The sequence below is a fragment of the Polaromonas sp. genome, from assembly GCF_012927455.1.
Lineage (GTDB): Bacteria > Pseudomonadota > Gammaproteobacteria > Burkholderiales > Burkholderiaceae_C > Polaromonas.
Map to the genome: position 1 here is coordinate 17,650 of NZ_JABBPE010000001.1, position 24,034 is coordinate 41,683.

Annotated in this window: 22 protein-coding genes; 6 read left to right on the plus strand and 16 right to left on the minus strand. The window is 61.1% G+C overall.

Annotated features, from left to right (window positions below; all coding sequences use genetic code 11):
• Positions 1-58 precede the first annotated feature (58 nt).
• The 5 genes from HHJ18_RS00115 to HHJ18_RS00135 all read right to left on the minus strand — a co-directional run bounded on the left by HHJ18_RS00115 (position 59) and on the right by HHJ18_RS00135 (position 6,729).
• Complete coding sequence (locus HHJ18_RS00115; RefSeq protein WP_296910291.1) at positions 59-556, minus strand: NUDIX domain-containing protein; 498 nt, start codon at positions 554-556, stop codon at positions 59-61.
• Between the two features lie 6 nt (positions 557-562).
• Positions 563-1,438 (minus strand): ATP-binding protein, encoded by an 876-nt coding sequence (locus tag HHJ18_RS00120; RefSeq protein ID WP_296910293.1) that lies wholly within the window; start codon positions 1,436-1,438, stop codon positions 563-565.
• 3 nt (positions 1,439-1,441) lie between these two features.
• Positions 1,442-2,683 carry a bifunctional glutamate N-acetyltransferase/amino-acid acetyltransferase ArgJ gene (argJ, locus tag HHJ18_RS00125; RefSeq protein ID WP_296910294.1) on the minus strand — a complete coding sequence of 414 codons (1,242 nt, stop codon included), beginning with the start codon at positions 2,681-2,683 and terminating at the stop codon, positions 1,442-1,444.
• A gap of 97 nt (positions 2,684-2,780) precedes the next feature.
• Positions 2,781-5,549 (minus strand): preprotein translocase subunit SecA, encoded by a 2,769-nt coding sequence (secA, locus tag HHJ18_RS00130; RefSeq protein ID WP_296910296.1) that lies wholly within the window; start codon positions 5,547-5,549, stop codon positions 2,781-2,783.
• 208 nt (positions 5,550-5,757) lie between these two features.
• Complete coding sequence (locus tag HHJ18_RS00135) at positions 5,758-6,729, minus strand: M23 family metallopeptidase (protein ID WP_296910299.1); 972 nt, start codon at positions 6,727-6,729, stop codon at positions 5,758-5,760.
• Positions 6,730-6,779: 50 nt separating this feature from the next.
• Here HHJ18_RS00135 and HHJ18_RS00140 point away from each other — a divergent pair, with 50 nt between their 5' ends.
• Complete coding sequence (locus HHJ18_RS00140; protein ID WP_296910301.1) at positions 6,780-7,100, plus strand: hypothetical protein; 321 nt, start codon at positions 6,780-6,782, stop codon at positions 7,098-7,100.
• Positions 7,101-7,196: 96 nt separating this feature from the next.
• On the opposite strand, the gene HHJ18_RS00145 is transcribed toward HHJ18_RS00140, so the two are convergent.
• The 3 genes from HHJ18_RS00145 to HHJ18_RS00155 all read right to left on the minus strand — a co-directional run bounded on the left by HHJ18_RS00145 (position 7,197) and on the right by HHJ18_RS00155 (position 9,831).
• Positions 7,197-7,670: a hypothetical protein gene (locus tag HHJ18_RS00145; RefSeq protein ID WP_296910303.1), complete on the minus strand. Its 474-nt coding sequence runs from the start codon at positions 7,668-7,670 to the stop codon at positions 7,197-7,199.
• A gap of 162 nt (positions 7,671-7,832) precedes the next feature.
• Positions 7,833-8,060 (minus strand): hypothetical protein, encoded by a 228-nt coding sequence (locus tag HHJ18_RS00150; protein WP_296910304.1) that lies wholly within the window; start codon positions 8,058-8,060, stop codon positions 7,833-7,835.
• A 112-nt stretch (positions 8,061-8,172) separates the two neighbouring features.
• Entirely contained in the window at positions 8,173-9,831 is a 1,659-nt protein-coding gene (locus HHJ18_RS00155) for an MFS transporter (RefSeq protein WP_296910306.1), read from the minus strand.
• Between the two features lie 348 nt (positions 9,832-10,179).
• Here HHJ18_RS00155 and HHJ18_RS00160 point away from each other — a divergent pair, with 348 nt between their 5' ends.
• The 3 genes from HHJ18_RS00160 (at position 10,180) to HHJ18_RS00170 (ending at position 12,728) form a co-directional block, all read left to right on the plus strand.
• Positions 10,180-10,488: a DUF485 domain-containing protein gene (locus tag HHJ18_RS00160; RefSeq protein ID WP_296910308.1), complete on the plus strand. Its 309-nt coding sequence runs from the start codon at positions 10,180-10,182 to the stop codon at positions 10,486-10,488.
• Between the two features lie 20 nt (positions 10,489-10,508).
• The gene (locus HHJ18_RS00165) at positions 10,509-12,212 is read left to right on the plus strand and encodes a cation acetate symporter (protein WP_296910464.1); all 1,704 of its coding nucleotides are present in this window, start codon (positions 10,509-10,511) and stop codon (positions 12,210-12,212) included.
• Positions 12,213-12,431: 219 nt separating this feature from the next.
• Positions 12,432-12,728: an EF-hand domain-containing protein gene (locus HHJ18_RS00170; protein ID WP_296910310.1), complete on the plus strand. Its 297-nt coding sequence runs from the start codon at positions 12,432-12,434 to the stop codon at positions 12,726-12,728.
• Positions 12,729-12,871: 143 nt separating this feature from the next.
• Here the strand turns inward: HHJ18_RS00170 and HHJ18_RS00175 are convergent, their stop codons facing one another.
• The 6 genes from HHJ18_RS00175 to HHJ18_RS00200 all read right to left on the minus strand — a co-directional run bounded on the left by HHJ18_RS00175 (position 12,872) and on the right by HHJ18_RS00200 (position 18,974).
• Positions 12,872-13,528, minus strand: a complete 657-nt coding sequence (locus HHJ18_RS00175) for a 3'-5' exonuclease (RefSeq protein ID WP_296910311.1) — start codon at positions 13,526-13,528, stop codon at positions 12,872-12,874.
• Positions 13,525-15,351: a DUF294 nucleotidyltransferase-like domain-containing protein gene (locus tag HHJ18_RS00180; protein WP_296910314.1), complete on the minus strand. Its 1,827-nt coding sequence runs from the start codon at positions 15,349-15,351 to the stop codon at positions 13,525-13,527. The genes HHJ18_RS00175 and HHJ18_RS00180 overlap by 4 nt, the downstream gene beginning before the upstream one ends.
• Positions 15,352-15,421: 70 nt before the next feature.
• Entirely contained in the window at positions 15,422-16,069 is a 648-nt protein-coding gene (locus HHJ18_RS00185; RefSeq protein WP_296910316.1) for a 2-hydroxychromene-2-carboxylate isomerase, read from the minus strand.
• A 58-nt stretch (positions 16,070-16,127) separates the two neighbouring features.
• Positions 16,128-16,874, minus strand: coding sequence for a YbaK/EbsC family protein (locus HHJ18_RS00190; protein ID WP_296910318.1), 747 nt, complete (start codon positions 16,872-16,874; stop codon positions 16,128-16,130).
• A complete protein-coding gene (locus HHJ18_RS00195) occupies positions 16,874-17,794 on the minus strand; it encodes a hydroxymethylglutaryl-CoA lyase (RefSeq protein ID WP_296910321.1) in 921 nt (306 codons plus the stop codon). The genes HHJ18_RS00190 and HHJ18_RS00195 overlap by 1 nt, the downstream gene beginning before the upstream one ends.
• A 232-nt stretch (positions 17,795-18,026) precedes the next feature.
• Complete coding sequence (locus HHJ18_RS00200; protein WP_296910323.1) at positions 18,027-18,974, minus strand: glyoxylate/hydroxypyruvate reductase A; 948 nt, start codon at positions 18,972-18,974, stop codon at positions 18,027-18,029.
• 159 nt (positions 18,975-19,133) lie between these two features.
• Here HHJ18_RS00200 and HHJ18_RS00205 point away from each other — a divergent pair, with 159 nt between their 5' ends.
• Positions 19,134-19,898: a metallophosphoesterase family protein gene (locus HHJ18_RS00205; RefSeq protein ID WP_296910325.1), complete on the plus strand. Its 765-nt coding sequence runs from the start codon at positions 19,134-19,136 to the stop codon at positions 19,896-19,898.
• Complete coding sequence (locus tag HHJ18_RS00210) at positions 19,895-21,364, plus strand: bifunctional serine/threonine-protein kinase/universal stress protein (protein ID WP_296910327.1); 1,470 nt, start codon at positions 19,895-19,897, stop codon at positions 21,362-21,364. Before HHJ18_RS00205 ends, HHJ18_RS00210 begins: the two co-directional genes overlap by 4 nt.
• Here the strand turns inward: HHJ18_RS00210 and HHJ18_RS00215 are convergent.
• Both HHJ18_RS00215 and HHJ18_RS00220 read right to left on the minus strand, forming a co-directional pair.
• A complete protein-coding gene (locus HHJ18_RS00215) occupies positions 21,361-23,352 on the minus strand; it encodes an acetyl/propionyl/methylcrotonyl-CoA carboxylase subunit alpha (RefSeq protein WP_296910329.1) in 1,992 nt (663 codons plus the stop codon). The two genes, HHJ18_RS00210 and HHJ18_RS00215, sit on opposite strands and share 4 nt — an antisense overlap.
• Entirely contained in the window at positions 23,345-24,016 is a 672-nt protein-coding gene (locus HHJ18_RS00220) for a DUF4126 domain-containing protein (protein ID WP_296910332.1), read from the minus strand. Before HHJ18_RS00220 ends, HHJ18_RS00215 begins: the two co-directional genes overlap by 8 nt.
• Between the last annotated feature and the right edge of the window lie 18 nt (positions 24,017-24,034).

Genomic DNA, 24,034 nt, shown 5'->3' on the forward strand with positions numbered 1-24,034 from the left:
TGGCGTTGGAGGCTGTTTCAAGCGGGCCAGGGCCGCCTCAAGCGGCTGCGCGCCAGCTCTATGTGCCGGGTCGGTGCGTTGCGGCGGAAAACCCGCGCTCAGCGGCAAACCAGGCCAGCACCGGAACAGTGCCGGGCAAAACGGGCTGGACGCAGACCGGCAAAGACTGCCAGGCAAAGGTTTGGCCTTCGTGCATCTGCAACTCGCCAGTCCAGGCAAACACCTTGCAAAAATGCAGCCGCACCAGCGCGTGGGGGTAGTCCACCATCTCGACTTTCCAGGGGTGCACGGCAGCGATAACAATGCCTATTTCTTCGTGAAGCTCGCGGCGCAAGGCCTGCTCCACCGTCTCGCCCGCCTCCAGCTTGCCGCCCGGGAATTCCCAATAACCTTCGTAAACCTTGCCGGGCGGGCGCGAGGTCAGCAGAAACTGGCCGTCGGGCCGAATCAGCACGCCGACGGCGACATCAACGAACGGGCGATCAGCGCCACCTTCACGCACCTGATCCGCATCAGCGACCAATACCGGAGTTGTCGACCCCGTCGGAACCGTCATCGCCGTTCAGTTGCCTGCGTGCGTGCCGGCATAGTCGCGCGCAAACTGGTAGGCGACGCGGCCGCTGCGCGAGCCGCGCTCGAGCGCCCATACCAGCGACGCAGGTCGGGCCGCCGCGATGGCAGGCAGACCCACACCGAATGACGACAGCCACTGCGCCACGATGCTCAGATACTCGTCCTGGCTGAACGGGTAAAAACTCACCCACAGCCCAAAGCGCTCGGACAGCGAAATCTTTTCCTCGACGACTTCACCAGGATGCACTTCACCATCATCGGTGTGCGTGTAGGTGAGGTTTTCCGTCATGTACTCGGGCAGTAGGTGGCGCCGGTTGCTGGTAGCGTAAATCAGCACATTCGGGGTGGCGGCGGCGATGGAGCCGTCCAGAATGGATTTGAGCGCCTTGTAGCCGGGCTCTCCTTCCTCGAAACTGAGGTCGTCACAAAAGACAATAAATTTCTCGGGCCGGCCGGAGACCACGTCGACGATGTCCGGCAGATCCGTCAGATCGGTCTTGTCCACTTCAATCAGCCGCAAGCCGCGCGCCGAATATTCATTCAGGCAGGCCTTGATCAGCGACGATTTTCCGGTGCCGCGCGAGCCCGTCAGCAACACATTGTTGGCCGGCCTGCCGCTGACAAACTGCTCGGTGTTTCGGCGAATTTTTTCTTTCTGATCGTCAATTTCTTTCAAATCATTCAGGCCCATTGCACCAATGTGCCGGACCGGCTCCAGCGCACCGTGACCCGAACTGCGCTTGCGGTAACGGTAGGCGATGGACGCCGCCCAGTCGGGGGCGGACAAAGGTTGCGGCAACACCGATTCAATGCGCTCCACCAAGGATTCAACCCGCGCCATCAGGCGTTCGAACTGTGCGTTCATGCTTCAGCTTCGGTAATCTGCATTGATCTTGACGTAGTCGTAGGAAAGGTCGCAGGTCCAGACCGTGTCGCTGGCCGCACCGCGACCGAGCAGCACGCGCACGCTGATCTCGCTTTGCTTCATGATGCGCTGGCCCTCGGCTTCCAGATAGTCCACATGCCGGCCGCCGTTTTTGGCCACCAGCACATCGTCCAGGTACAAATCGATCCGGGTCTGGTCGAGGTCGTCGATGCCGGCATAACCGACTGCGGCCAGGATGCGGCCAAGATTCGGGTCGCTGGCAAAAAAGGCCGTCTTGACGAGGGGTGAATGGGCAATCGCGTAGGCCACCTGGCGGCATTCCTCGCCGGTTTTCCCGCCTTCGACTGCAATCGTGATGAACTTGGTGGCGCCCTCGCCGTCACGCACGATGGCCTGCGCCAGTTTTTGCGCGATGGCCAGCATGGCAGCCCGCAAGGTCTGGCCGTCGGGGCTGTCCAGCGAGGTAACAGTGGGGTGTTTGGCCTGGTTGGTGGCGATGACCACAAAGGAGTCGTTGGTGGAGGTGTCGCCGTCGACGGTGACGCGGTTAAACGAGCCTTCCGCCAATTCTTTGGCCAGTTGCGCCATCAACGCAGGGGCCACACAAGCGTCGGTCGCCATGAAGCCCAGCATGGTCGCCATGTTGGGCCGAATCATGCCGGCGCCTTTGCTGATGCCGGTGATGGTGACGCTGGCGTTAGCCAGTGTGATGCGGCTCGAAAAGGCCTTGGCCACCGTATCCGTGGTCATGATGGCCTCGGCGGCCTGGGCCCAGTGGTCCGGCCCGGCATCGGCCAGTGCGGCGGGCAGCCCGGCCACAATTCGCTCATGCGGCAAGGGCTCCATAATCACGCCGGTTGAAAACGGCAGGATTTGCTCTGGCGCCAAATTCAGCGCAGCGGCCAGCGCCAGACAGCTGGCGCGCGCGCGGCTCAAGCCATCGGCGCCGGTGCCGGCGTTGGCGTTGCCGGTGTTGATCAACAGGGCACGAATCCCGGCGCTCTGGCCCGACTGCCGGGCCAGGTGTTCGCGGCAGATTTGCACCGGTGCGGCGCAAAACCGGTTTTGCGTGAAGACGGCACCTACCGAGGCGCCTTCGTCCAGCAGCAGCACGGCCAGGTCTTTGCGATTGGCCTTGCGAATGCCAGCCTCGGTAATACCCCAGCGCACGCCAGGCACCGGGTAAAGGTTCGCGGCGGGCGTGGCAACCAGATTCACGGGCATGGTCTTGACTCCAGAAAACCGGGGCAGAAAAGGAAGGGCAAGGCTGTCAGGTTAAAACAGGCTCAGGCGACATTCGGGTGCAGCGGGCTCAGGGTCTTCAGGTTAAGCGGCCGTGGCACAGCTTGAACTTTTTACCCGAACCGCAGGGACACGGGTCGTTGCGGCCGACGCGCAGCATGCCGGCGCCCAGCGCGGACTGCGCCTGCCGATGCGACTCTTCATCGAGCGTCGTTTCCACGTCGCCGGTTTCGGTCGGCGCGGTGTAGGTGACGTTGCTGATCCTTTCGGCGCGGCTTCCCATTTCGTCAGCAACCTGCTCAAGCTGTTCGCCTGACTGGATCTTGACAGTCATCAGTATTTTCGTGACTTCGTTTTTCACGCTGTCAAGCAGCTGGCCAAACAACTCGAAGGCTTCACGCTTGTACTCCTGCTTGGGCTGCTTTTGCGCATAGCCCCGCAGATGGATGCCTTGGCGCAGATAGTCCAGCGCGCTCAGGTGTTCGCGCCAGTGGCTGTCTATGCTCTGCAGCAAGACAACGCGTTCAAACTGGGTGAAATTTTCTTCGCCAATTTTCTCGACCTTGTCGGCGAACGCGGCGTTGGCGGCGGCGAGGACTTTCTCCAGCACGTCCTCGTCCGTCATCGCGGTGGCGGCCTCCATCTGCTGGTGCAGCGGCAACTCGAACTGCCACTCGTCACGCAGCACTTTTTCAAGGCCCGCCACATCCCACTGCTCCTCGACGCTTTCGGCGGGCACATACTGCCGCGTCAAATCGGTAAAGCAGCCTTCGCGCAGCGAGGCAATCTGCGCCTGCAGGCTGCTGGCATCCATGATGTCATTGCGCTGCTGGTAAATCACCTTGCGCTGGTCATTGGCCACATCGTCGTACTCAAGCAGTTGCTTGCGCATGTCGAAGTTGCGCGCTTCGACCTTGCGCTGCGCCGATTCGATGCTGCGCGTCACGATGCCGGCTTCTATCGCCTCGCCATCGGGCATTTTGAGCCGCTCCATAATGGATTTGACGCGGTCGCCGGCAAAAATGCGCATCAGTGGATCGTCCAGGCTCAGGTAAAAGCGCGATGAGCCGTTGTCGCCCTGACGGCCCGAGCGGCCGCGCAACTGGTTGTCGATGCGGCGCGACTCATGGCGCTCGGTCGCGATGATGCGCAAACCGCCCAGCGACTTCACCTGCTCGTGCTCCTGCGTCCACTGGCTGCGCAGTCGCGCTATTTCGGCTTCTTTCGCCGCGGCATCGAGCGATTCATCGGCTTCAACCGCTTCAATCAGTTTTTCAACGTTGCCGCCCAGCACGATGTCAGTTCCCCGCCCGGCCATGTTGGTGGCAATGGTGACCATCCTGGGGCGACCCGCCTGGGCCACGATGTCAGCTTCACGGGCGTGTTGCTTGGCATTGAGCACCTGGTGCGGCAGGTCTTCCTTGACCAAGAGCTGGTCGATGATTTCGGAGTTCTCTATCGAGGTGGTGCCGACCAGCACCGGCTGGCCGCGCTCATAACATTCGCGAATGTCCTTGATGGCGGCTTCGTATTTCTCGCGCGTGGTTTTGTAGACGCGATCCAGCTGGTCGTCGCGCTGGCTCAGCCGGTTCGGCGGAATGACGGTGGTTTCCAGCCCGTAGATTTCCTGGAACTCGTAGGCTTCGGTGTCAGCGGTGCCGGTCATGCCGGCCAGTTTGCCGTAGAGGCGGAAATAGTTCTGGAAGGTGATGGACGCCAGGGTCTGGTTCTCGGCCTGGATCTGCACGCCTTCCTTGGCCTCAACGGCCTGATGCAGGCCATCGCTCCAGCGGCGACCCGACATCAGCCGGCCCGTGAACTCGTCAACAATCACCACCTCGCCGTCTTGCACCACGTAGTGCTGGTCGCGGTGATACAGCAGATTGGCGCGCAGTGCCGCATACAGATGATGCATCAGCAAGATGTTGGCCGGATCGTAAAGCGTGGCGCCTTCGGCGATCAGACCCAGATTGAACAGCAGGCGTTCTGCATTCTCGTGGCCCTGCTCCGTCAAAAACACCTGCCGTGTTTTTTCATCGATGGTGTAGTCACCCGGCTTGGTCACGCCCTCACCGGTGCGCGGATCAGCTTCACCCTCTTGACGGGTCAGCAGGGGGACCACCTTGTTCATGGCCACATACATCTCGGTGTGGTCTTCGGCCTGGCCGCTGATGATAAGCGGCGTGCGTGCTTCGTCGATCAGGATGGAATCGACCTCATCGACGATGGCGTAGTTCAGGCCGCGTTGAACCCGGTCAGCCACCTCGAAAACCATGTTGTCGCGCAGGTAATCAAAGCCAAACTCGTTGTTGGTTCCGTAGGTGATGTCGGCGTTGTAGGCCTCCTGCTTTTCCTCACGCGACATGTTGGGCAAATTGATTCCGACGCTCAAGCCCAGAAAGTTGTAGAGCTTGCCCATCCAGCGCGCATCGCGGCTGGCCAGGTAATCGTTGACCGTCACCACATGCACACCCTTGCAGGTCAGCGCATTGAGGTATACCGGCAGCGTCGCCGTCAGGGTCTTGCCCTCACCCGTGCCCATTTCGGAAATCTTGCAGTTATGCAACGCCATACCGCCGAGCAGTTGCACGTCGAAGTGACGCATCTTCATGACGCGTTTGCTGCCCTCGCGCACCACAGCAAAGGCCTCGGCCAATACGGCGTCGAGTTCCTCACCACCAGCTACCCGGTCTTTGAGCGCCTGGGTCTTGGCGCGCAGCTGGTCGTTGTCCAGCTTTTCGTAGTCAGTTTCCAGCGCATTGATGCGGTCTATGGTTTTGCGGTAAGTCTTGAGCAACCGGTCGTTACGGCTGCCGAAAATTTTGGTGAGGATATTGTTGGATGCCATAAATGCGAGGCCGCTCCGCCTTCTCACGCGAGCTGGCAATGCGGCCGAAATCCCTTATTGATTATGGAACTCGGGTGTGGGCGTCAACAATTTGTTCAACTGTGCGCAAACCCCGGATTTTAACTCTGCCTGCGCGCCCTTGGCCGGGCTCCTCTCGGCGGCCAGCGCGCGCGCAGTAACTGGCGCGGCGCAAGAGTGGAAAAAGCCTTCAATTGACAGGCCCTTGCCGCAATGACGGCGCACGAGCCGCAGCCGTGGCGGCGAGCTGGGGCAGTTTGCGCCCAGCTGTCAGGAATTTTTGCGGATCCTGGTAAACCCCTTCAACCAGCACCTCGAAATGCAAATGCGGGCCGGTGGAGCGCCCGGTGGTACCGACTTCAGCTATTTTCTGCCCGCGCTTGACCAGATCGCCTTTTTTGACAAGCACCCGCGACGCATGGGCGTAACGCGTGATGAGTTCGTTGCCGTGGTCCACTTCCACCATGTTGCCGTAAGCTGGGTGGAATTCCTGAGCGACGACGATGCCGCCCGCCGCGGCGAGAATGGCAGTGCCGGTATCCGACGGAAAATCCAGGCCAGTGTGCAAGGCAGATCGCCCATTAAGCGGGTCAATGCGCCAGCCAAACGAGGAACCGAGGTTACCGCCGGCCACCGGCTCCTGGGTCGGCACCATCATTTTCTTGATCTTCTGATCAAACAGGCGCGACTCCATCACGGTCATCAAATCAACGCGCTGATCAGTCAGCCGATCCAGATCTGCCAGAGTGGCCTGAAGCTCCTGCATGGTCAACGAGTGGCCGCCCACCAGAGCACCGCCGCGACCGGGCGCTACCTTGATGTCATTGGGACTGACGCCAGCCAGCCCAGAGACGCGTTCACCCAGCGATTCGAGCTGCACCATCTTGGCCTGCATTTCGCCCAGGCGCTTGGCCATGGCATCGAGGTTCTCGCGCATAAAGCGGTCGCGCTGATCAGCCTCGTCCTTCACCACCAGTTGGACCAGCGCGCCAATCACTGGCCAGCCTTCGCGCGCTCCTTTAAGAAACACCCAGTGATACAGGCCGGCGGCCACCAGCATCAGTGCCAGCGCAGCCACCAAGCCGGCCAACACCAGTTGGTTGCCGTTTAAATAGATCGCGCGACTTTTCGCCAGCCACGCATCCGTGATAATCAAATGCACATGTCTACCTCAATAAATGTTGGTGCCCGTCTGGCTCGGGCCGGCCAAGCGTGACCACGAATCGGCGCCTCCCGCAAGCGCTTAGCGCCCATCAAGCCGCCGGAAACTCCCCCACCCTGGCGCGGCTGGCCGAACTCATTAAGGACTCCAGCGCCAGGTTCAAGGCGATTGAACCGCTGCTTCCCGAAGCCCTGCGTCCAGCCGTCAAGCCCGGACCGATAGAGGGCGAGAGCTGGTGCCTGCTGGTGAGCAGCAACGCAGCAGCTGCAAAAATCCGGCAGCTGGTTCCTCTTCTCCAGACTCACTTGCTGGACAGAGGTTGGAAGGTTACCTCAATTCGGCTGAAGATACTAATAGCTAAAAAGTATTAGCTAAGCCGCTGGTCCAGCATCTGTACCCGAATCTTTTGCAGGGTGCCTTGCTGACACTACAAAATTTGTGGCGAGCGCATCAGTTCACCTGAGGACTCAGAAATGCAGGGCGCTCTCAAACTCCTTGAATTTTTCGGGACCGACGGCTTCCTTGATTTTCGGCGCCAGCTCTTGCAGTTTGATCACGTCAGCCGCAGCCTCAACAGCCAGATTGAGCCGGAAGCCGCGCAGACCCAGACCCGCAGTAAGCCGGGTGGCAATCGGATAAAGCTTTAAATAATGTTCTTGTGCGCTCAGGCTGGGTGCTCCGGCAAGACTGGGGGCGGAAACGGGATGCAACTGATGTGCAAGTTGGGTGAACGTCACGCTTGAGCTGACCTCGATTAATCCGAGCGACAGCAGATGATTCACGTCATCGGTCGTCACACCCAATACGCCCATGGCCTGCACAACCTCGTCGGTAGTGCGTTTGCCATCGAACATGATAAATACGGAGCGCTGGTGGCGTGTCAAGCCCGGGGAGCGGTCCTGCAAGGCAGATTTACCCAACTCCGTCTTCTTATAGATCATCGGTTTAACCTGGAGGAGCGCTGTGAGCTCGACTGGCCTAGCGTCAGCCAGTAATCAGAGACTTGTAACGCCGTAACAAACTTTCACTGCAACAGAATTTTACTCACTTCCACCTGCTACCCATTATTTTTTTCAACTCCTATCATTTCTGTCAGTTGCCTGTCAAATTTCGACCGACTCTTTCTCTGCGGCCCCCAAGTTCACGACGGCTGACACCCCGGAAAAATTTGAGCTCGACGCCTTGGATCCGCTGACGGCTCCTGCCGTGACGACAACAGGCGCCTTGAATACACCATGCTTTTCACCCCCCATATCAATGTCGCCACCCTTGCTAAGCATATACAGAGCCAGCCCTGCAAACACAATAAATCCGACCACAATTTTCCACATTTTCTTTCTCCCAAAAAAAAGCCCTCGGCAAATGCTGACGAGGGCCTAAGAACTCTTACAAGGCCGTTAGGATCATCGCGGGCGGTTGGCGCCTGCGCTGACCCAAGGTCTGTCAGTCGTTGGCGTAAATATCAACGTCCTTGGTTTCCTTGACGAACAGCGTGCCAACCACCAAAGTCATGGCCGCCACAATGATGGGGTACCACAGACCGCTGTACATGTTGCCGGTCTGCGCCACGATGGCAAGCGCCGTTGCGGGCAGCAGGCCGCCAAACCAGCCGTTACCAATATGGTAGGGCAGGCTCATCGAGGTATAGCGGATACGGGTCGGAAACATTTCTACCAGCATCGCAGCAATCGGTCCGTAGACCATGGTGACCAAAATCACCAGGTAGGTGAGAATCAGGATGATGGTGACCTTGTCCACCTTGGCAGGGTCGGCCTTAGCGGGGTAACCGGCAGCCTTCAACGCGTCAGCCGTCGCTTTCTTGAACTCGACGTCTTTCTTCTTCGCTTCATCGGCGGACAATCCAGTAGCCTGGTAGCCGGTGATCACGGTTTCACCAATTTTGATGGTGGCTGGGACGCCCGCAGCACCGGCCACATTGTCATAGCTCACCGAGCCGGCCGACAGCACCTGTTTGGCGATGTCGCAAGAGCTGGTGAATTTCTGAACGCCGGTCGGGTTGAACTGGAACGAGCATTCCTTGGGATCGGCAGTGACCACGACCTTGTTTTTAGCCTGGGCAGCTGCCAGGTCAGGATTGGCAGCCTTGGTCAGTGCGGTGAACACCGGGAAATAGGTCAGGATAGCTAACAGGCAACCGGCCATGATGATGGGCTTGCGACCAATTTTGTCCGACAGCGCGCCAAACAACACGAAGAAAGGCGTGCCGATGACCAGCGAGGCGGCGATCAAAAGGTTGGCGGTGGGGCCATCGACCTTGAGTGCGCCGGTGAGGAAAAACAGTGCGTAGAACTGGCCGGTGTACCAAACCACCGCCTGGCCAGCCGTCAAGCCAATCAGCGCCAGAATCACGATTTTCAGGTTCTTCCACTGTCCGAAAGACTCGGATAAAGGCGCCTTGGAGGTCTTGCCCTCAGCCTTCATTTTTGTGAAAGCCGGTGATTCGTTCATGGACAGGCGGATGTAGACCGACACGCCCAGCAGCACGATGGACACCAGGAAGGGAATGCGCCAGCCCCAGTCAGCAAAGGCGGCTTCGCCGATTGCGGTGCGCACGCCAAGAATCACCAGCAGCGACAGGAACAGACCCATCGTCGCCGTGGTCTGGATCCAGGACGTGTAAAAGCCGCGCTTGCCGTGCGGCGAATGCTCTGCCACATAGGTTGCAGCGCCGCCATACTCACCGCCCAGCGCCAGGCCTTGCAGCATGCGCAGTGCAATCAGGATCACCGGTGCAGCCACACCAATCGAGGCATAGTTAGGCAGCAAACCCACGATGAAGGTGGACAGGCCCATGATCAGGATGGTGACCAGGAAGGTGTACTTGCGGCCGATCATGTCGCCCAGACGACCGAACACCAGCGCGCCAAACGGACGCACGATAAAGCCGGCGGCAAAAGCCAGCAGCGAGAAGATGGTGCGGGAAGCGGGATCGAGTGCCGAGAAAAACTGATTGCCGATGATGACGGCAAGGGTGCCGTAAAGATAGAAGTCGTACCACTCGAAAACGGTACCGAGTGATGACGCAACGATCACCTTCCTCTCTTCGCGCGTCATAGGCCGGTTGGGCGCTGCTGTAGCCATGTGTCTATCTCCTTTTATGAAATTTAATCTGGCCACCCAGAGCGGGTGACAGGCCACACTATCTGGCTGCCTCCTGACCCGGTTCTGACACGATTCCGACAGCGACCTGCGCAAAACTGAACGCCAGCTTACATACCAAGCACTAACCCTGAGCCTTTATTTCTCATGGCAGGAAATTTAGAAGAAACAGGCAGTAACCGCATATTTGAGACCACCGATCGCCTAGGGAAAGTCCTATGCCTGCGAATACAACGTAAGGGCGTGGTCAGTAGCTCCCCACAAAATCCACCCCCTGCGACACCCGCCCCGGGCTGTTGTCAATACTGATTCACCCAGTAGGAGATACATATGAGTGACCCTGTCGTGGCCAAAATCGAGGCCAACCCCAAGTACCACGAGCTTCGCAGAAAACGCAACTCGTTTGGTTGGCTGCTAACCATTCTCATGATGGTGGTGTATTACGGCTACATCGCGCTGATTGCGTTCAACAAACCCTTTCTGGCGCAGCCCATCAGCGCTGGCGTCACGTCACTGGGTATTCCCATCGGCCTGGGCGTTATTGTTTTTACCATTGTCATCACTGGCCTTTATGTTCGCCGTGCCAATGGCGAGTTCGACAGGCTGACCGCCGAAATTCTGAAAGAGGCTTCCAAATGAAGGCTGGACTCCAATTCCTGATGGCCTTGACGGCACTGCTTTCAGTTGCTGCAGCGCAAGCCGCCGGGGCTGACCTGGGACAAGTTGAAAAGCAACCGACCAATTGGGTGGCCATCGGCATGTTCGCAACTTTTGTCGTGGCCACGCTGTTCATTACCAAATGGGCCGCTGCAAAGACCAAGTCTGCCGCTGACTTCTATACCGGCGGCGGCGGCATCACCGGCTTCCAGAATGGCTTGGCCATTGCCGGCGACTACATGTCGGCCGCATCGTTTCTGGGCATCTCTGCCGCCGTGATGGCGTCAGGCTATGACGGCTTGATCTACTCCATCGGGTTTCTGGTGGGCTGGCCTATCATCACCTTCCTGATGGCCGAGCGCCTGCGCAATCTGGGCAAATTCACTTTTGCCGACGTAGCCGGTTACCGCTTCCAGCAAACACCCATCCGCATTTTTGCGGCCTCCGGCACGCTGGTGGTGGTGGCTTTCTACCTGATCGCACAAATGGTAGGCGCAGGCTCGCTGATCAAACTGCTGTTTGGTCTGGACTACTGGATGGCGGTGGTGATCGTCGGCGCGCTGATGATGATTTACGTGATGTTTGGCGGCATGACTGCGACAACCTGGGTGCAGATCATCAAGGCCTGCCTGCTGCTGGCCGGCGTGACCTTCATGGCGTTCATGGTGATGGCGCAGTTCGGCTTCAGCTTTGAAGCGCTATTTGCCAAAGGCGTGGAAGTCAAAACACAACTTGCGGTCAACGGCGGCAAAACGTCTGAAGAAGCCGCCAATATTGGCTTAGCCATCATGGGACCCGGCGGCTTTATCAAAGACCCGATTTCGGCCATTTCATTCGGCATGGCGCTGATGTTCGGAACCGCCGGCCTGCCGCACATCCTGATGCGCTTCTTCACGGTGCCTGATGCGAAGCAAGCCCGCAAATCAGTATTTTGGGCCACGACCTGGATCGGCTACTTCTATGTGCTGATTTTCATCATCGGCTTCGGTGCTATCACGCTGGTATTGACCAACCCCGAGTTTTCCAACACGATTACAGGCGTCATCAAGGGCGGCGGCGGATCGTCCAACATGGCGGCGGTTCTGGTGGCCAAAGCAGTCGGCGGCAACGTGTTCTTCGGTTTCATCTCGGCCGTCGCATTTGCCACCATTTTGGCTGTGGTGGCGGGCTTGACGCTGTCCGGCGCCTCTGCCGTATCGCATGACATTTATGCCACCGTGATCAAAAAGGGCAAGGCTGACAGTGCTTCGGAGCTGAAAGTTTCCCGCATGACGACGCTGGCACTCGGCGTGATTGCCGTGCTGCTGGGCATTGCCTTCGAAAAGCAGAACATCGCCTTCATGGTGTCGCTGGCTTTTGCGATTGCTGCGTCGGCCAACTTCCCGGTGCTGTTCATGTCTGTGCTGTGGAAAGACTGCACCACGCGTGGCGCCGTGATTGGCGGCTTTTTGGGCCTGATCTCTTCTGTCGGCCTGACGGTGGTTTCGCCATCGGTGTGGGAAGCCGTGCTGAACAATCCCAAGGGCTCAGCGCTGTTCCCCTACTCCTCACCGGCCCTGTTCTCCATCACCATCGGCTTTGCCGGCGTCTGGCTGTTCTCAATGCTGGACCGCAGCCCGCAGGCAGCCAAGGAACGCGCGCTGTACAAGGCGCAGCAGGTTCGTTCCGAGACGGGTCTGGGCGCCTCGGCTTCTTCGGGTCACTGAACCTCGAGGTTGATGCCTCCATCAAAAAGGCCGGGCGCATGCCCGGTTTTTTTTCGCCCTAATGAAAGCCCCAGTCGAGTCGCTTTAAAACCTGTGGGGCCATGGCTGGAAGGCCGCGCTGACCGGTCTATCATCCAGTTTGAAATGAGAATTTCCTGGCCTTAAAGCCAGCTTTCGGTTTGCACCAGATTCGGGACACCCTTTTAACGGGAGAAAAGCATGCGCCATCTTGCGTTGTTAGTCACGGCTGCTGCCGCACTGAGTGCAGCGAACGCCCAAACCATCGTGCCGCGCCTTGATGAAGCGGGTCACCGGGGTGAAGTTGCGCGGCAGATGAAAGCCAAGTCAGCCGCCCAGTTCGATGCCGCTGATGTCAATAAGGATGGCAAACTGTCCAAGGAAGAGGTCAGCAAGGTCTCCGACTATTTTGCAGCCAACTTTGACAAACGCGATACCGACAAGGATGGTTTCCTCAGCTGGGAAGAGTTCGTCGGACACAAGCGCTGGCCGAAGTAGCGGGCAGGCAAGGCTGATTGGCTTCTTGCACGGCACGCGACGGCTCAAATCAGATCACGAGGCCAGTTAGGGGAAAGAATAGTCCCACAGCCCATACTCAACGGGCGCATTCAGCTATTTTTTTATAGCATCAGCGCCCCCGTCTACACCCCCTTCAACTGCCGCAACTTCAAAAAAGCCAGCGCCGCCATTACCGCGTCATTCAGCGCATCATGCGCAGGCCGCATTGGCAAACCCAAGTCCTTCATGAGGCTGTCGAAGCGCAGGTCAATTGATCCGGTGTCGCGCGCATCGGCAGGCAGGTGCAGGTACTTGTAGTCGTAGTACAGCGCAGACACTTCGATTTTGGGCTGCGGCAAGCCCATGCCAAGCATGGGAAACAACACCCGCTTGATCATGGCCAGATCGAACTCCAGGTAGTAGCCCACCAGCGGCCGGCTGCCGATGAAGTGCATGAGCTGCATCATCGCGTCATCCGGGCTGATGCCCTGCGCCACATCCTGCTCGCGCAGGCGGTGTACCCGCACGCTGTCGGCTGACACGCGCTTGTCCGGACGCACCAGCAACTCCAGGCGTTCACTGGTCATGATCCGGTTGCCGCGGATGCGCACCGCGCCAATCGAAATGATGTCATCGGTCTTGACGTTCAGCCCGGTGGTTTCGCAATCCAGCGCCACCCACTCGTCGTCCGGTGGCGCGTCCCACATGAAGCGAAAGCGCGGATCGCCCAGGTGATACAGCAGCCATTCGCGCTTGAGCGCCGCCGCCCAAGCCATGGGCGACAGGCTAGCCGCCCTCACAAGGCCTCCAGGTGAAAGCGCTGGTTCAGCAAAACCTTGAACTGCTTGACCACGCCCAGCGTGTCCTTGAGCAGGTCACGGTCCAGGCTGCTGAGCCTTTCCATTTGAATGCCGCCCGAGGCCGCGTGCCCGGTTTCCAGAGCCTGCAGGCCGACCTTCAGCTTCAGACCCATGAAAAAATGCAGGCTATCCATCAGGTCGCCCGCCAGTTTTTCAGGCAGTTTCCCCGCCGCCATCAGCGCTTCGACACGCTCTGCCGTCGAGGTGACGCGGATGCGCTGGGCCAGCGCCAGGCTGCGTATGCCGTGCACCAACGGGAAGGTGCCGAGCTTCTTGATGTCCAGCGGCTCCTTGCCTTGGTCGCCCATCAAAAATAGCCGATTCCACCAGGCACCGTTGCCCCCAAACAGATTGATGGCCGAAGCAAAGCGCGCCAGCATGGCGTCGTTGTCGGCCGCCAGCTCGAACACCGCCGCGCGCACCTGTTCAAGCAGCGCCGTGTCGCCGCAGACGGCGTGGGCATCCAGGAAAATAGCCAGGGCCATCAGGCTGTCGGGGCTGGCCGTCATCCACCACAAACGCACGGTCTGGCTGAAGTCCGTCACGTTCTGGCACCACTGCGGATTGCTGACCATGATGTGGCCCGGGCAGGCCGGGTAGCCAAACTCGGCCAGCGCTTCTGAAAACTTGTCGCAGACCTCGGCCACGTCGACCGAGCAGGCATAGCCGTCGCGCAGCACCAGGCCGTTGTCCTGATCAGTCTTGAGCAGCTGCTCGCCCCTGCCCTCGCTGCCCATCACGAACAGACAGCTGTTGGCAAGCAGATCGGGCGGTGCGATCAGCTGCCAGGCGCGCTCGAACAGCTTGGCGTTGAGCTCCTGCACCAGCCGGGCGATCAGATTGACTTTGGTGCCGTTGCGGTTCAGCAGCGCAATGAGCCGGGTGATTTGCCCGGCCGCCAGCTTGAGGGTTGCCACATCCTGGGCTTCCAGGATCTGGATGTTGATCTGGTAGGACTGGTTGGCCAGAAAACTGAACAGGTCCAGCGCCTCCAGCACGCCCATGATCTGCTCGCCATCGGCCACCACCAGGCGGTGCACCTTGTGCTTGAGCATGACGGCCAGCGCCTCCCCCAGCTGGTCGTCGGGCCGCACCCGGATCAGCGAAAAATTGGCCAGCTCGCCCACCAGCAAGCGGTCCAGCGGCGTGCCATGCAAGATGGCCCGCTGCAGCCCCGTCGCGGTAAAAATACCCAGCGCGGGCGGATCGACACGGCGGTCGCGCACCAGCAGGGTGGCCGTGCGCAGCGCGTGAAACTGCTTGACCACGTCCATTATGGAAGTGTCCGCCTCAACAAAATGCGCCGGGCGCAGCAGCGCCTCGTCGACCCGCGCCATCGTCAGCGACTGCAGCTCGTGCCGGCTTTGCCGCTCGGACAGGGCGCTGAGCTTGTTGGACAAATCGGAAAAAAGCAGAGCGCCAAAAGTGGCATTGCCGGCAATCAGCTCACTGACGGCGTGCTTGGCGAGCTGGTAGGCCACCACTTCTTCGACCGCCACAAAACGGCTGCTGACTCGACCGGCCACCAGCCCCCGGCCATCAAAGCAGTCATCCGGACGGTAGGTGGTGACCACGTCGCTACCATCAAACTGCTGGACAAAGCCTTTGATGATGACAAACAGGTGGGTCGGCTGTGCGCCCATGGCCAGAATGGTTTCACCCTGCGGAAAGTAGGCAATGTCCACACTGTCCTGCACCAGGCGCTGTTCATCCAGCGTCAGGCAGTCGAAGGGCGAGGCCGAAAAATTGAAGGCGCTGGGCATGCGGAAGTCCCCTGAAGAAAGCGTGGGTTACCCACTTGCTCACGCCATTCTCACATGCGCACGGCCCAGATTACTGACGTTGAACCCCCGTGCGCACGCCGGCAACGCCCTGCCACTCGGGGCCCTCAAACCAGGCGTCGCCCAGCAGATAGGCGCGCAACATGGGCAGGCAATCGAGTCCCCAGAAAAGCTTGTCATCGACCGCAAACGCCGGCACGCCGAAACCGCCCTGCGCTATCGCCTCGTCGGTATTTGTTTTCAGCCGCGCCTTGACTGCGGGGCCCTGCATGTCGCTTGGTGGCGCCAGTTGCTGCGCCAGCGATTGGAAACGCTGCGCGTCGGCAGCCTCGGCCCCGCCGCGCCAGACATGGCGAAAAATGCTTTCGCAGACGTAGCGATTGGGCGCGCCAGGCGTTGCCTGGGAGCTGCACGCCAGCGCCAGCCGCAACAGCGACAAGGGGTTGAACGGATGGCTGGCCGGCATTTGCAAAGGAATGCCCAGGTTGTGCGCCAGCCACAGCACCTGACGATAGGTCCAGTCACGCTTGGGCGCGATCTCTGCCGGGCCAAGCTGGCCATGGTGTTTGAGCATGCCGGCAAATAGCACCGGCCGGTAACTGACGCTGTAGCTCAGCCCCTGGAGTGCTTCGGGCAGCTGCTCGAAGGCCAGGTAGGCATAGGGCGAGATGAAATCGAGATAAAACGTGATGTGTTTCATGAAGGACCGCGGCTGGAGCGAAGGCGAAGGCGAAGGTAAAGGCGCAAGGTCCATGGAATCAGCCCGCCATGCGTTGCTCTATGGTCTGCCAAAGCCTGCGCTGCGCGTCGGGGCCAGAGCGGCTCCAGGCCGAAATTTCGCCAAGCGTGCGAAAACAGCCCTCACACCAGCCGGTGTCAGCGCTGATGCGACACACAGAAATGCACGGCGAAGGAACAATATCGCCTGAAGCCTTTACAGTACGTGCGCGAGCAGCTATTAATTTTATAGCATCATCATGGCGTTCAGGTGGCTCCACGATGTCCTGCGCTACGTTCACCACGGGCGCTCCGGTCAGCTGTTCGAGCTGCTGCGCCGTGAGTCTGAAGACCGCGTGCGGGTGCCCGGCTGCCGCCCACACTTCATCAAAACGCTGCAAGCTCAGGTCTATCAGGGTGACAACGGCCGACGCATGCGCCAGCGGGGACACGCCGCCAATCGAAAATCCGGTCTTGCCTTTCACAAACCGGGCATCGGCCCGGCCTATCCGCTGGCCGCTCTGGCAGACCAGGGCCTCGACCTTTTTTTCGTCGACCCGCTGGTCGCCTGACATGATCACCAGCACGGCGGCATCGTCGGACTCGCGGCGAAAGACGACGCTCTTGGCGATCTGCCCGAGCTCGACGCCCAGCGCGTCCGCCGCCTGCTGCGCGGTACGGGCCGCGTCGTCCAGCATCACGGGGGCATGCGCGTGGCCCTTGGCCTTGAGCACGTCGGCTACCCGCTGCACGCTTTCAGGAAGTTCCTCGATCTGAACACGGCTCATCAGTTCGCCCTTTTATTCAGCAGTGCGGTGGCGGCGCGTGAATTGGGTTTGCGGGCCAGAAAATCACTGATGAATTTCCCCGCGTCTATCAGTTTTTCCAGGTCAATGCCGGTTTCAATGCCCATGCCGTGCAGCAGGTACACCACGTCTTCCGTCGCCACGTTGCCCGTGGCGCCCTTGGCGTACGGGCAGCCGCCCAGGCCGGCGGACGAGGTGTCGAACTGCCACACGCCCATCTGCAGGCACACCAGCGTGTTGGCCAGCGCCTGCCCGTAGGTATCGTGGAAGTGGCCCGACACGTCGTTGATGTCGTAGTGCCTGAGCGTGGCCTCCATGGCGCGCTGCACCTTGAGCGGCGTGCCGACGCCAATGGTGTCGGCCATGCCGATGTGCTGCACGCCTATGCCTTTCATGAGGCCGGCCAGATAGTCCACCCGCGCGGGCGCAATCTCGCCCTCGTAGGGACAGCCGACGGCGCACGACATGGCGCCGCGCACATAGATGCCGGCCGCGCGTGCCGCCTGCACCACAGGCGCGAAGCGTTCAATGCTCTCGGCAATCGAGCAGTTGATGTTGCGCTGGCTGAAGGCCTCGCTGGCCGCGCCGAACACCACGATCTCATCGGGCCAGAGTTCGCGCGCCGGCGCCATGGCCGCTTCCAGCCCCTTCATGTTGGGCGTCAGCACGGAATAACGCACGCCCGGCTTGCGCTGGATACCGGCCATCACCTCGGCGGCGTCGGCCATTTGCGGCACCCATTTGGGCGAGACAAAACTGGTGACTTCGATTTCAGTCAACCCGGCATCCTGCAGGCGCTGCACCAGCTCGATCTTGACGGCCGCGGGCACCGGCGCTTTTTCATTTTGCAAGCCGTCTCTGGGGCCGACATCGACCAGCTTGACTTTGGAAGGAAGGTTCATGGGGCTCTTTCAGAAGATAGGGTGGTCGTGGGCCGATGACTGGTTGTCAACCAAGCAGGGGCCGCGGAACCGGCTTTGCCGGGCCGCAGGCGCAGCGGCCCCCTCGGGGCTGGTGGCTGCGGCTCCGAACCTGCATGAGCAGGTTTGGACAGGCACCAGAAGCGAAGCCTCTGGCGAGCGGCGGCCTGCAAGGTGCAGGGAGTTACGCGAAGCGAACGACCGTGGGGCAACATCAGTATCCTTTTTTTGGGTCAACCACACCGGCCAGGCTGGCAATCGGTGCGCCATTTTCAAGTGCCTTTATTTTCCCCGCAATCTGCGCAATGCTTTCATCACGCAAAGTACGCGCCGAGGTGTGCGGCGTCACGGTAATTTTGGGGTGCAGCCAAAACGGATGCGCCGCCGGCAGCGGTTCGGTGCGAAACACATCGAGCGTCGCGCCCGCCAGCTGGCCGCTGTCCAGCAGCGAAATCAAATCTTCATCGACCAGGTGGCTGCCGCGCGCCACATTGATGACATAGCCACCCGGCTGCAAGCGGGCCAGCGTGTCGCGGCGCATGATGTTTTCGGTATCCGGCGTCAGCGGCAGCAGGCACACCAAAATGCGCGTGGCCGCCAGAAAATCGTTGAAGCCGTTGAAGCCGTTGGAGCTGGCGTTGCCCGAAAAGCATTGAACCCCGGCTATGGATTTGGCGCTGCGGCTCCAGCCCGTCACGGGAAAATCAAACTGCGCCAGCGCCCGGCTGACGCGCTGGCCCAGCACGCCCAGGCCCATCACGCCGACCGGAAAATCCTGGCGCCTGCGCGGCTTGCGGTACGACCACTTGCCAAGCGCCACATCCGCCTGGTAGCCATCAAATTCACGGAAATGCCGAATTACCGCATGGCATACATATTCGGCCATCTGCACCGACATGCCCGCGTCGTCCAACCGCACCACCCGAGTCTGGGGCGGCAGGCGCAGGCGCAACAGCGCATCAACCCCGGCACCTATATTGAACAAGGCCTTGAGGCCGGTTTGTTCGTCCAGAAACTGCTGCGGCGGCGCCCATACCACGGCGTAGTCGGCTACTGCCGCACCGGGCTGCCAGAGCTCCAGCGTGGCATCGGGCAAGGCGGCGCGCAGGCCTTGCAGCCAGGGTTCCGGGGTCGTGTCGGTGCAACAAAAAGAGAGGCGCATGGGGTGTCGGTGGTTGGGGTCGATGATGCTTGAACGACTGTAGCAGCCAAACCGCCCTCGCTGATCGCCGGGGGCCAGCGGATCGGTTAAGGTTCTGTCCTTGCCTTGCCCTTTGCCTTACTCTTGCAACGGCGGCCATCCACCAGGAAACTTCCCCTCATGAAACTGGCCTTGCTGTCAGACATTCACGCCAACAGCCGCGCGCTAGACGCCTGCCTTGCGCATGCCGCTGCGCTGGGGGTGCAACGGCTGGCGCTGCTGGGCGACCTGGTGGGCTACGGAGGCGAGCCCGCGCAGGTGATGCAAACCGTGATGACGCTGGCCAGCCAGGGGGCCGTGGTGCTGCAAGGCAACCACGACGCGCTCGCGGTCAGCCCGCCCGCAGCGGTGAACACTGACGCGGACGCCGGCGCCCAATGGACGCACGACCAGCTCAGCGCGGCGCAGCGCCAGTTTCTGGCCCGGTTGCCGTTGACGCACAGCGAGGGCACGCTGCTGCTGGTGCACGCCAGCGTCGATGCGCCCGAGCGCTGGCGCTACGTCAACAACGAGCGCGCCGCCGCCGCCAGCCTGGACGCTGCCGTGTTGCCGCCTTACGGCAATGCCCAGGTGCGCCATGTCTTTGGCGGACATGTGCACCAGCAGACGCTGTACTACCGCGGCAGCGGGCGCAGCCTGATGAGCTTTTTGCCGACGCCCGGTGTCAGCATCCCCACGCCACGGCACCGCAGCTGGATCGCCACCATCGGGTCGGTCGGCCAGCCGCGCGATGGCCGCACCGAGGCCATGTATGCGGTGTTCGATACCGAGGCCATGCAACTGACTTTCTACCGCGTTCCCTACAACCACCAGGCGGCGGCCGACAGCATACGTGCGGCCGGCCTGCCGGAATTCTTCGCACAACGACTGGAGACTGGACATTGAAACTGATTGCACCGGGCACCGACATCGACGGTTTTCTGGTCGAGGACTGCATCCACACCGGCGGCATGGCGCTGATCTACCGGGTCCATTACGCCGGTGGGCGCGAACCGAACTTCGAGATGGTGATGAAGGTGCCGCGCATGACCTCGGGCGATGGTGCAGAGAACATCGTCGGCTTCGAGGTCGAGCACCAGATCATGCAGGTGCTGACCGGCCCGCATGTGCCGCGTCTGGTGGCGGCGGGCGACCTGGATGTGGTGCCCTACCTGGTGATGGAATACGTCAGGGGCAACACGCTGGACCACTGGCTGGAACTCGATCAACAGGGCCAGCGCCCTGATCCGGCCACGCTGGCCAGCCTGGGCGCCGCCGTGGCGACTGCTGCGCACAGCCTGCACAAGCAAAACGCCGTGCACCTCGACCTGAAACCGGCCAATGTGCTGATACGCCCTGACGGCAGCGCGCTGTTGCTCGATTTTGGTCTTAGCTTTCACGCGCACTACCCGGATCTGCTGGCCGAGGAGCTACGCCACGCGGTGGGCTCGCCAGTCTACATGGCGCCAGAACAGGTGGTGGGCATGCGCGGCGACCCGCGCAGCGACATCTTTGCCATCGGCGTCATGCTGTATGAGCTGGCGACCGGTGAGCTGCCCTTTGGCAACCCGCAAACCAATGCCGGTCTGCGCCAGCGCCTTTGGATGGACCCGCCGCCGCCGCGCAAGCTGCGCCCCGATCTGCCCGAGTGGCTGCAGGAGGTGATTTTGCGCTGCCTGGAGCCGGTGGCCGAGCTGCGCTACCCCTCGGCCGCGCACGTTGCCTTCGACCTGATGCACCCGGAGCAGATCACGGTGACGGCTTTGGGGCGCAGCCTGAAAGGTACCGGCTTTCGCACCCACTTCAAGCGCTGGATCAAGGCGGCCGGCATGCACTACCAGCCCAGCCCGCTGCCGGTTCGGCAGATCGACGAGGTGCCCATCATCATGGTGGCCGTGCCGAATCACGACGTCAGCGACGCCACGCTGTATTCGCTGCGCCAGGCGGTGCAACGTTCGCTGGGCATTCGGCCGGGCGCCCGGCTCGCCTGCGTGACAGTGAGTTCGCCCAGCGCCACCAGCACCACCAGCGATGCCAACAGCGAAACCACCGTGCACCGCAACCTGCTGGCGATGCTGCGCCAATGGACCCAGGGGCTGGGCCAGATCGAGCATCAAACGTCCTACCACGTCATTGAATCGGGCGACGTGGCGCAGGCCCTGCTGCGTTACGCCGAAGGCAACAACGTCAACATGATCGTGATGGGCGCCGCCACCCACGGCCTGCAGATGCAGCGCTTCGTCGCCACCGTGCCTATCCGGGTGGCGATGGAGGCGCCCTGCACGGTGATTCTGGTCAAGCAGACGCTGCCGTTTGAGCAACTGGGCAAGGCCAGCGAGCCGGCAGCGCCGCGTGGCGCGCAGCTGTCTTAGACGGCCAGCCGCAGCAGCTCGGCCCCTTCAACCACCTGATCGCCAGGCGCATACAGCAGCTCTTGAACCACGCCGTCCGCGGGCGCTGCGATGGTGTGCTCCATCTTCATGGCCTCCATCACCGCCAGCGGCTGGCCCTTGCTCACCTTGTCGCCGGCCTTGACGGCGAAGGACACCACCTTGCCGGGCATGGGCGCGCTCAGGCGCCCGGTCTCCGCCTGGCCCTCACCGGCGTGGGCCAGCAAATCAATGGCGGTGATTTGCGTCGCTCCGCGCGCCGTGAAGACGTGGTCCACCTCGCCGCGCGGGTAAACCGCCACGCTCAAGCGCTGGCCGGCAAACTCGATGTCCATGCCCTGCCCGCTTTTTGTAAACCACAGCGGACCTGACAGCTCACCCACCTTCAACTGCAAAGCGCCGTCATGCAGATAGCGCAGCTCGGCCTGCGCCGGTGCGCCCTGGAATTCAAACTCAAAACGCCGCTGCGTCACGCCATGCGTCTGCCAGCCATCGCGGCGACTGAAGGGGTCGCTGCCCTCGGCGGCCTTCTCGGTCAGCAGCGCCTGCGCAATCGCGGCGGCAGCAGCCAGCGCCAGGCCGACCGGCTCCTGCTTGAACAGCAGCGCCTCTTCACGCTGAATCAGTGCGGTGTCCAGATTGGCCTGGGCAAACGAGGGCGTGCGCAGCACATAGCGCAGAAACTGCACATTGGTGCTCAACCCTACGATATGGGTTTGCGCCAGCGCCTGGTCGAGCCGGGCCAGCGCTTCTTCACGCGTCTGGCCGTGCACGATCAGTTTGGCGACCATGGAGTCGTAGTAAGGTGAAATGGTGTCGCCTTCACGCACGCCATCGTCAATGCGTACCGCACCCCGCTCAAAGTTGGTGCAGACCGGCTTCTGGTAGACATGCAGGGTGCCGGTGGCCGGCAGAAAATTGTTGTCGGGGCTTTCGGCGCAGATGCGCGCCTCGATGGCGTGGCCGCAGATAGCCAGCTGCTCCTGCGCCAGCGGCAGCTTCTGGCCTGAGGCCACGCGCAACTGCCACTCCACCAGGTCCAGCCCGGTAATGGCCTCCGTCACCGGATGCTCGACCTGCAGCCGCGTGTTCATTTCCATAAAAAAGAAATTCATGCTGCCATCGGCGCGCTGTTCAACGATGAACTCGACCGTGCCCGCACCGACATAGTTGACGGCACGCGCCGCCGCCACGGCGGCTTCGCCCATTTGCTGGCGCATGGCCTGTGTCATGCCGGGTGCCGGTGCTTCTTCCAGCACCTTCTGATGCCGGCGCTGTACCGAGCAGTCGCGCTCGAACAGGTAAACGTAGTTGCCGTGGCTGTCGCCAAACACCTGGATTTCGATGTGGCGCGGACGCTGCGCGTATTTTTCGACCAGCACCGCGTCGTCGCCAAAGCTGCTGATGGCTTCACGTTTGCACGAGGCCAGCGCCGCCTCGAAATCTTCTGATTTTTCAACCGCCCGCATGCCCTTGCCACCTCCGCCCGCACTGGCCTTGATGAGAACCGGGTAGCCAATGCGATCAGCCTCGCGCTTGAGCAGCGCCGGGTCCTGGTCGCTGCCGTGGTAGCCGGGCACCAGCGGCACGCCGGCCTTTTCCATCAGCCGTTTCGACTCGGCCTTCAGGCCCATGGCTTTGATGGCCGAAGCCGGTGGGCCGATGAAGACCAGCCCGGCGTCCAGACAGGCCTGCGCAAATTCCTCGTTCTCGCTGAGAAAGCCGTAGCCCGGGTGTATCGCCTGCGCTCCGGTGGCTTTGGCCGCCTCGATGATGCGCTCCCAGCGCAGGTAGCTGTCTTTGGGGGCGCTGCCGCCAATGTGAACCGCTTCATCGCAAAAACTTACATGCTTGGCGTTGGCGTCGGCATCCGAATACACGGCCACAGTCCGGATGGCCATGCGCCTTGCGGTAGCAGCCACCCTGCACGCGATCTCTCCACGGTTTGCAATCAGTATCTTGTTAAACATGCGGTTGTTTCTTTGAAAAAGGAGACTTGAAGGTAAAGGCCGGCGGCAAGCCGGGATCTGCCCGGCCGCTAAAAATACGCGTGACGCGTACAAACAGCTGCCGCAAAAAGCGCCAGCACAGGCGTATCAGCCAGATGCTGAGCGCCAGCACCAGCAGCAGCACGGGGATAAAGACAAAAGGATGGGCAATCGCCAGCCACAGGCCCGCCGGGACCAGGCTGTCCTCGACCAGAGAAGTCCCGATGTTGCTGAAAGGCTCGGGCGAAGTGTTGATGGCGGCGCGGGTCGTCGCCTTGGCGGCATGGCTGGTGGCGGCCAGCGTGCCGCCCAGCAGGGCAGCCACCAGCCCCATCAGGCTGCTGTCGGCGCCGAACACGCCAGCCGCCAGCGCCGCACCGGCCGGGATGCGAATCACCGTATGCACCACATCCCAGAGCGAATCGAGCCCAGGAATCTTGTCGGCAAAAAACTCGACAAACACCATGAAACCGCTGGCGCCCAGCACCACCGGATGCGCCAGCAGGTGCAGGCCCTGCGGCAGCGTGACCCAGCCCATGAAGCCGGCCAGCCCGGTCAACAGCACCACCAGGTAGAGGCGCACGCCGCTGGCCCAGCCAAGTGCGCCGGCCAGGGCAATCAGTTGAGCCGTATCCAATGCTTGCATGGTGGAGCCCCTTTACGG

Excerpts from the sequence above, each read along its gene's own strand:
- secA (WP_296910296.1), bottom strand. The coding sequence starts at position 5,549 with ATGGCATCCAACAATATCCTCACCAAAATTTTCGGCAGCCGTAACGAC.
- HHJ18_RS00215 (WP_296910329.1), bottom strand. The coding sequence starts at position 23,352 with ATGTTTAACAAGATACTGATTGCAAACCGTGGAGAGATCGCGTGCAGG.
- HHJ18_RS00170 (WP_296910310.1), top strand. The coding sequence starts at position 12,432 with ATGCGCCATCTTGCGTTGTTAGTCACGGCTGCTGCCGCACTGAGTGCA.
- argJ (WP_296910294.1), bottom strand. The coding sequence starts at position 2,683 with ATGCCCGTGAATCTGGTTGCCACGCCCGCCGCGAACCTTTACCCGGTG.
- HHJ18_RS00180 (WP_296910314.1), bottom strand. The coding sequence starts at position 15,351 with ATGCCCAGCGCCTTCAATTTTTCGGCCTCGCCCTTCGACTGCCTGACG.
- HHJ18_RS00155 (WP_296910306.1), bottom strand. The coding sequence starts at position 9,831 with ATGGCTACAGCAGCGCCCAACCGGCCTATGACGCGCGAAGAGAGGAAG.
- HHJ18_RS00165 (WP_296910464.1), top strand. The coding sequence starts at position 10,509 with ATGGCCTTGACGGCACTGCTTTCAGTTGCTGCAGCGCAAGCCGCCGGG.
- HHJ18_RS00190 (WP_296910318.1), bottom strand. The coding sequence starts at position 16,874 with ATGAGCCGTGTTCAGATCGAGGAACTTCCTGAAAGCGTGCAGCGGGTA.
- HHJ18_RS00160 (WP_296910308.1), top strand. The coding sequence starts at position 10,180 with ATGAGTGACCCTGTCGTGGCCAAAATCGAGGCCAACCCCAAGTACCAC.
- HHJ18_RS00120 (WP_296910293.1), bottom strand. The coding sequence starts at position 1,438 with ATGAACGCACAGTTCGAACGCCTGATGGCGCGGGTTGAATCCTTGGTG.
- HHJ18_RS00185 (WP_296910316.1), bottom strand. The coding sequence starts at position 16,069 with ATGAAACACATCACGTTTTATCTCGATTTCATCTCGCCCTATGCCTAC.
- HHJ18_RS00115 (WP_296910291.1), bottom strand. The coding sequence starts at position 556 with ATGACGGTTCCGACGGGGTCGACAACTCCGGTATTGGTCGCTGATGCG.
- HHJ18_RS00220 (WP_296910332.1), bottom strand. The coding sequence starts at position 24,016 with ATGCAAGCATTGGATACGGCTCAACTGATTGCCCTGGCCGGCGCACTT.
- HHJ18_RS00200 (WP_296910323.1), bottom strand. The coding sequence starts at position 18,974 with ATGCGCCTCTCTTTTTGTTGCACCGACACGACCCCGGAACCCTGGCTG.
- HHJ18_RS00195 (WP_296910321.1), bottom strand. The coding sequence starts at position 17,794 with ATGAACCTTCCTTCCAAAGTCAAGCTGGTCGATGTCGGCCCCAGAGAC.
- HHJ18_RS00205 (WP_296910325.1), top strand. The coding sequence starts at position 19,134 with ATGAAACTGGCCTTGCTGTCAGACATTCACGCCAACAGCCGCGCGCTA.
- HHJ18_RS00145 (WP_296910303.1), bottom strand. The coding sequence starts at position 7,670 with ATGATCTATAAGAAGACGGAGTTGGGTAAATCTGCCTTGCAGGACCGC.
- HHJ18_RS00150 (WP_296910304.1), bottom strand. The coding sequence starts at position 8,060 with ATGTGGAAAATTGTGGTCGGATTTATTGTGTTTGCAGGGCTGGCTCTG.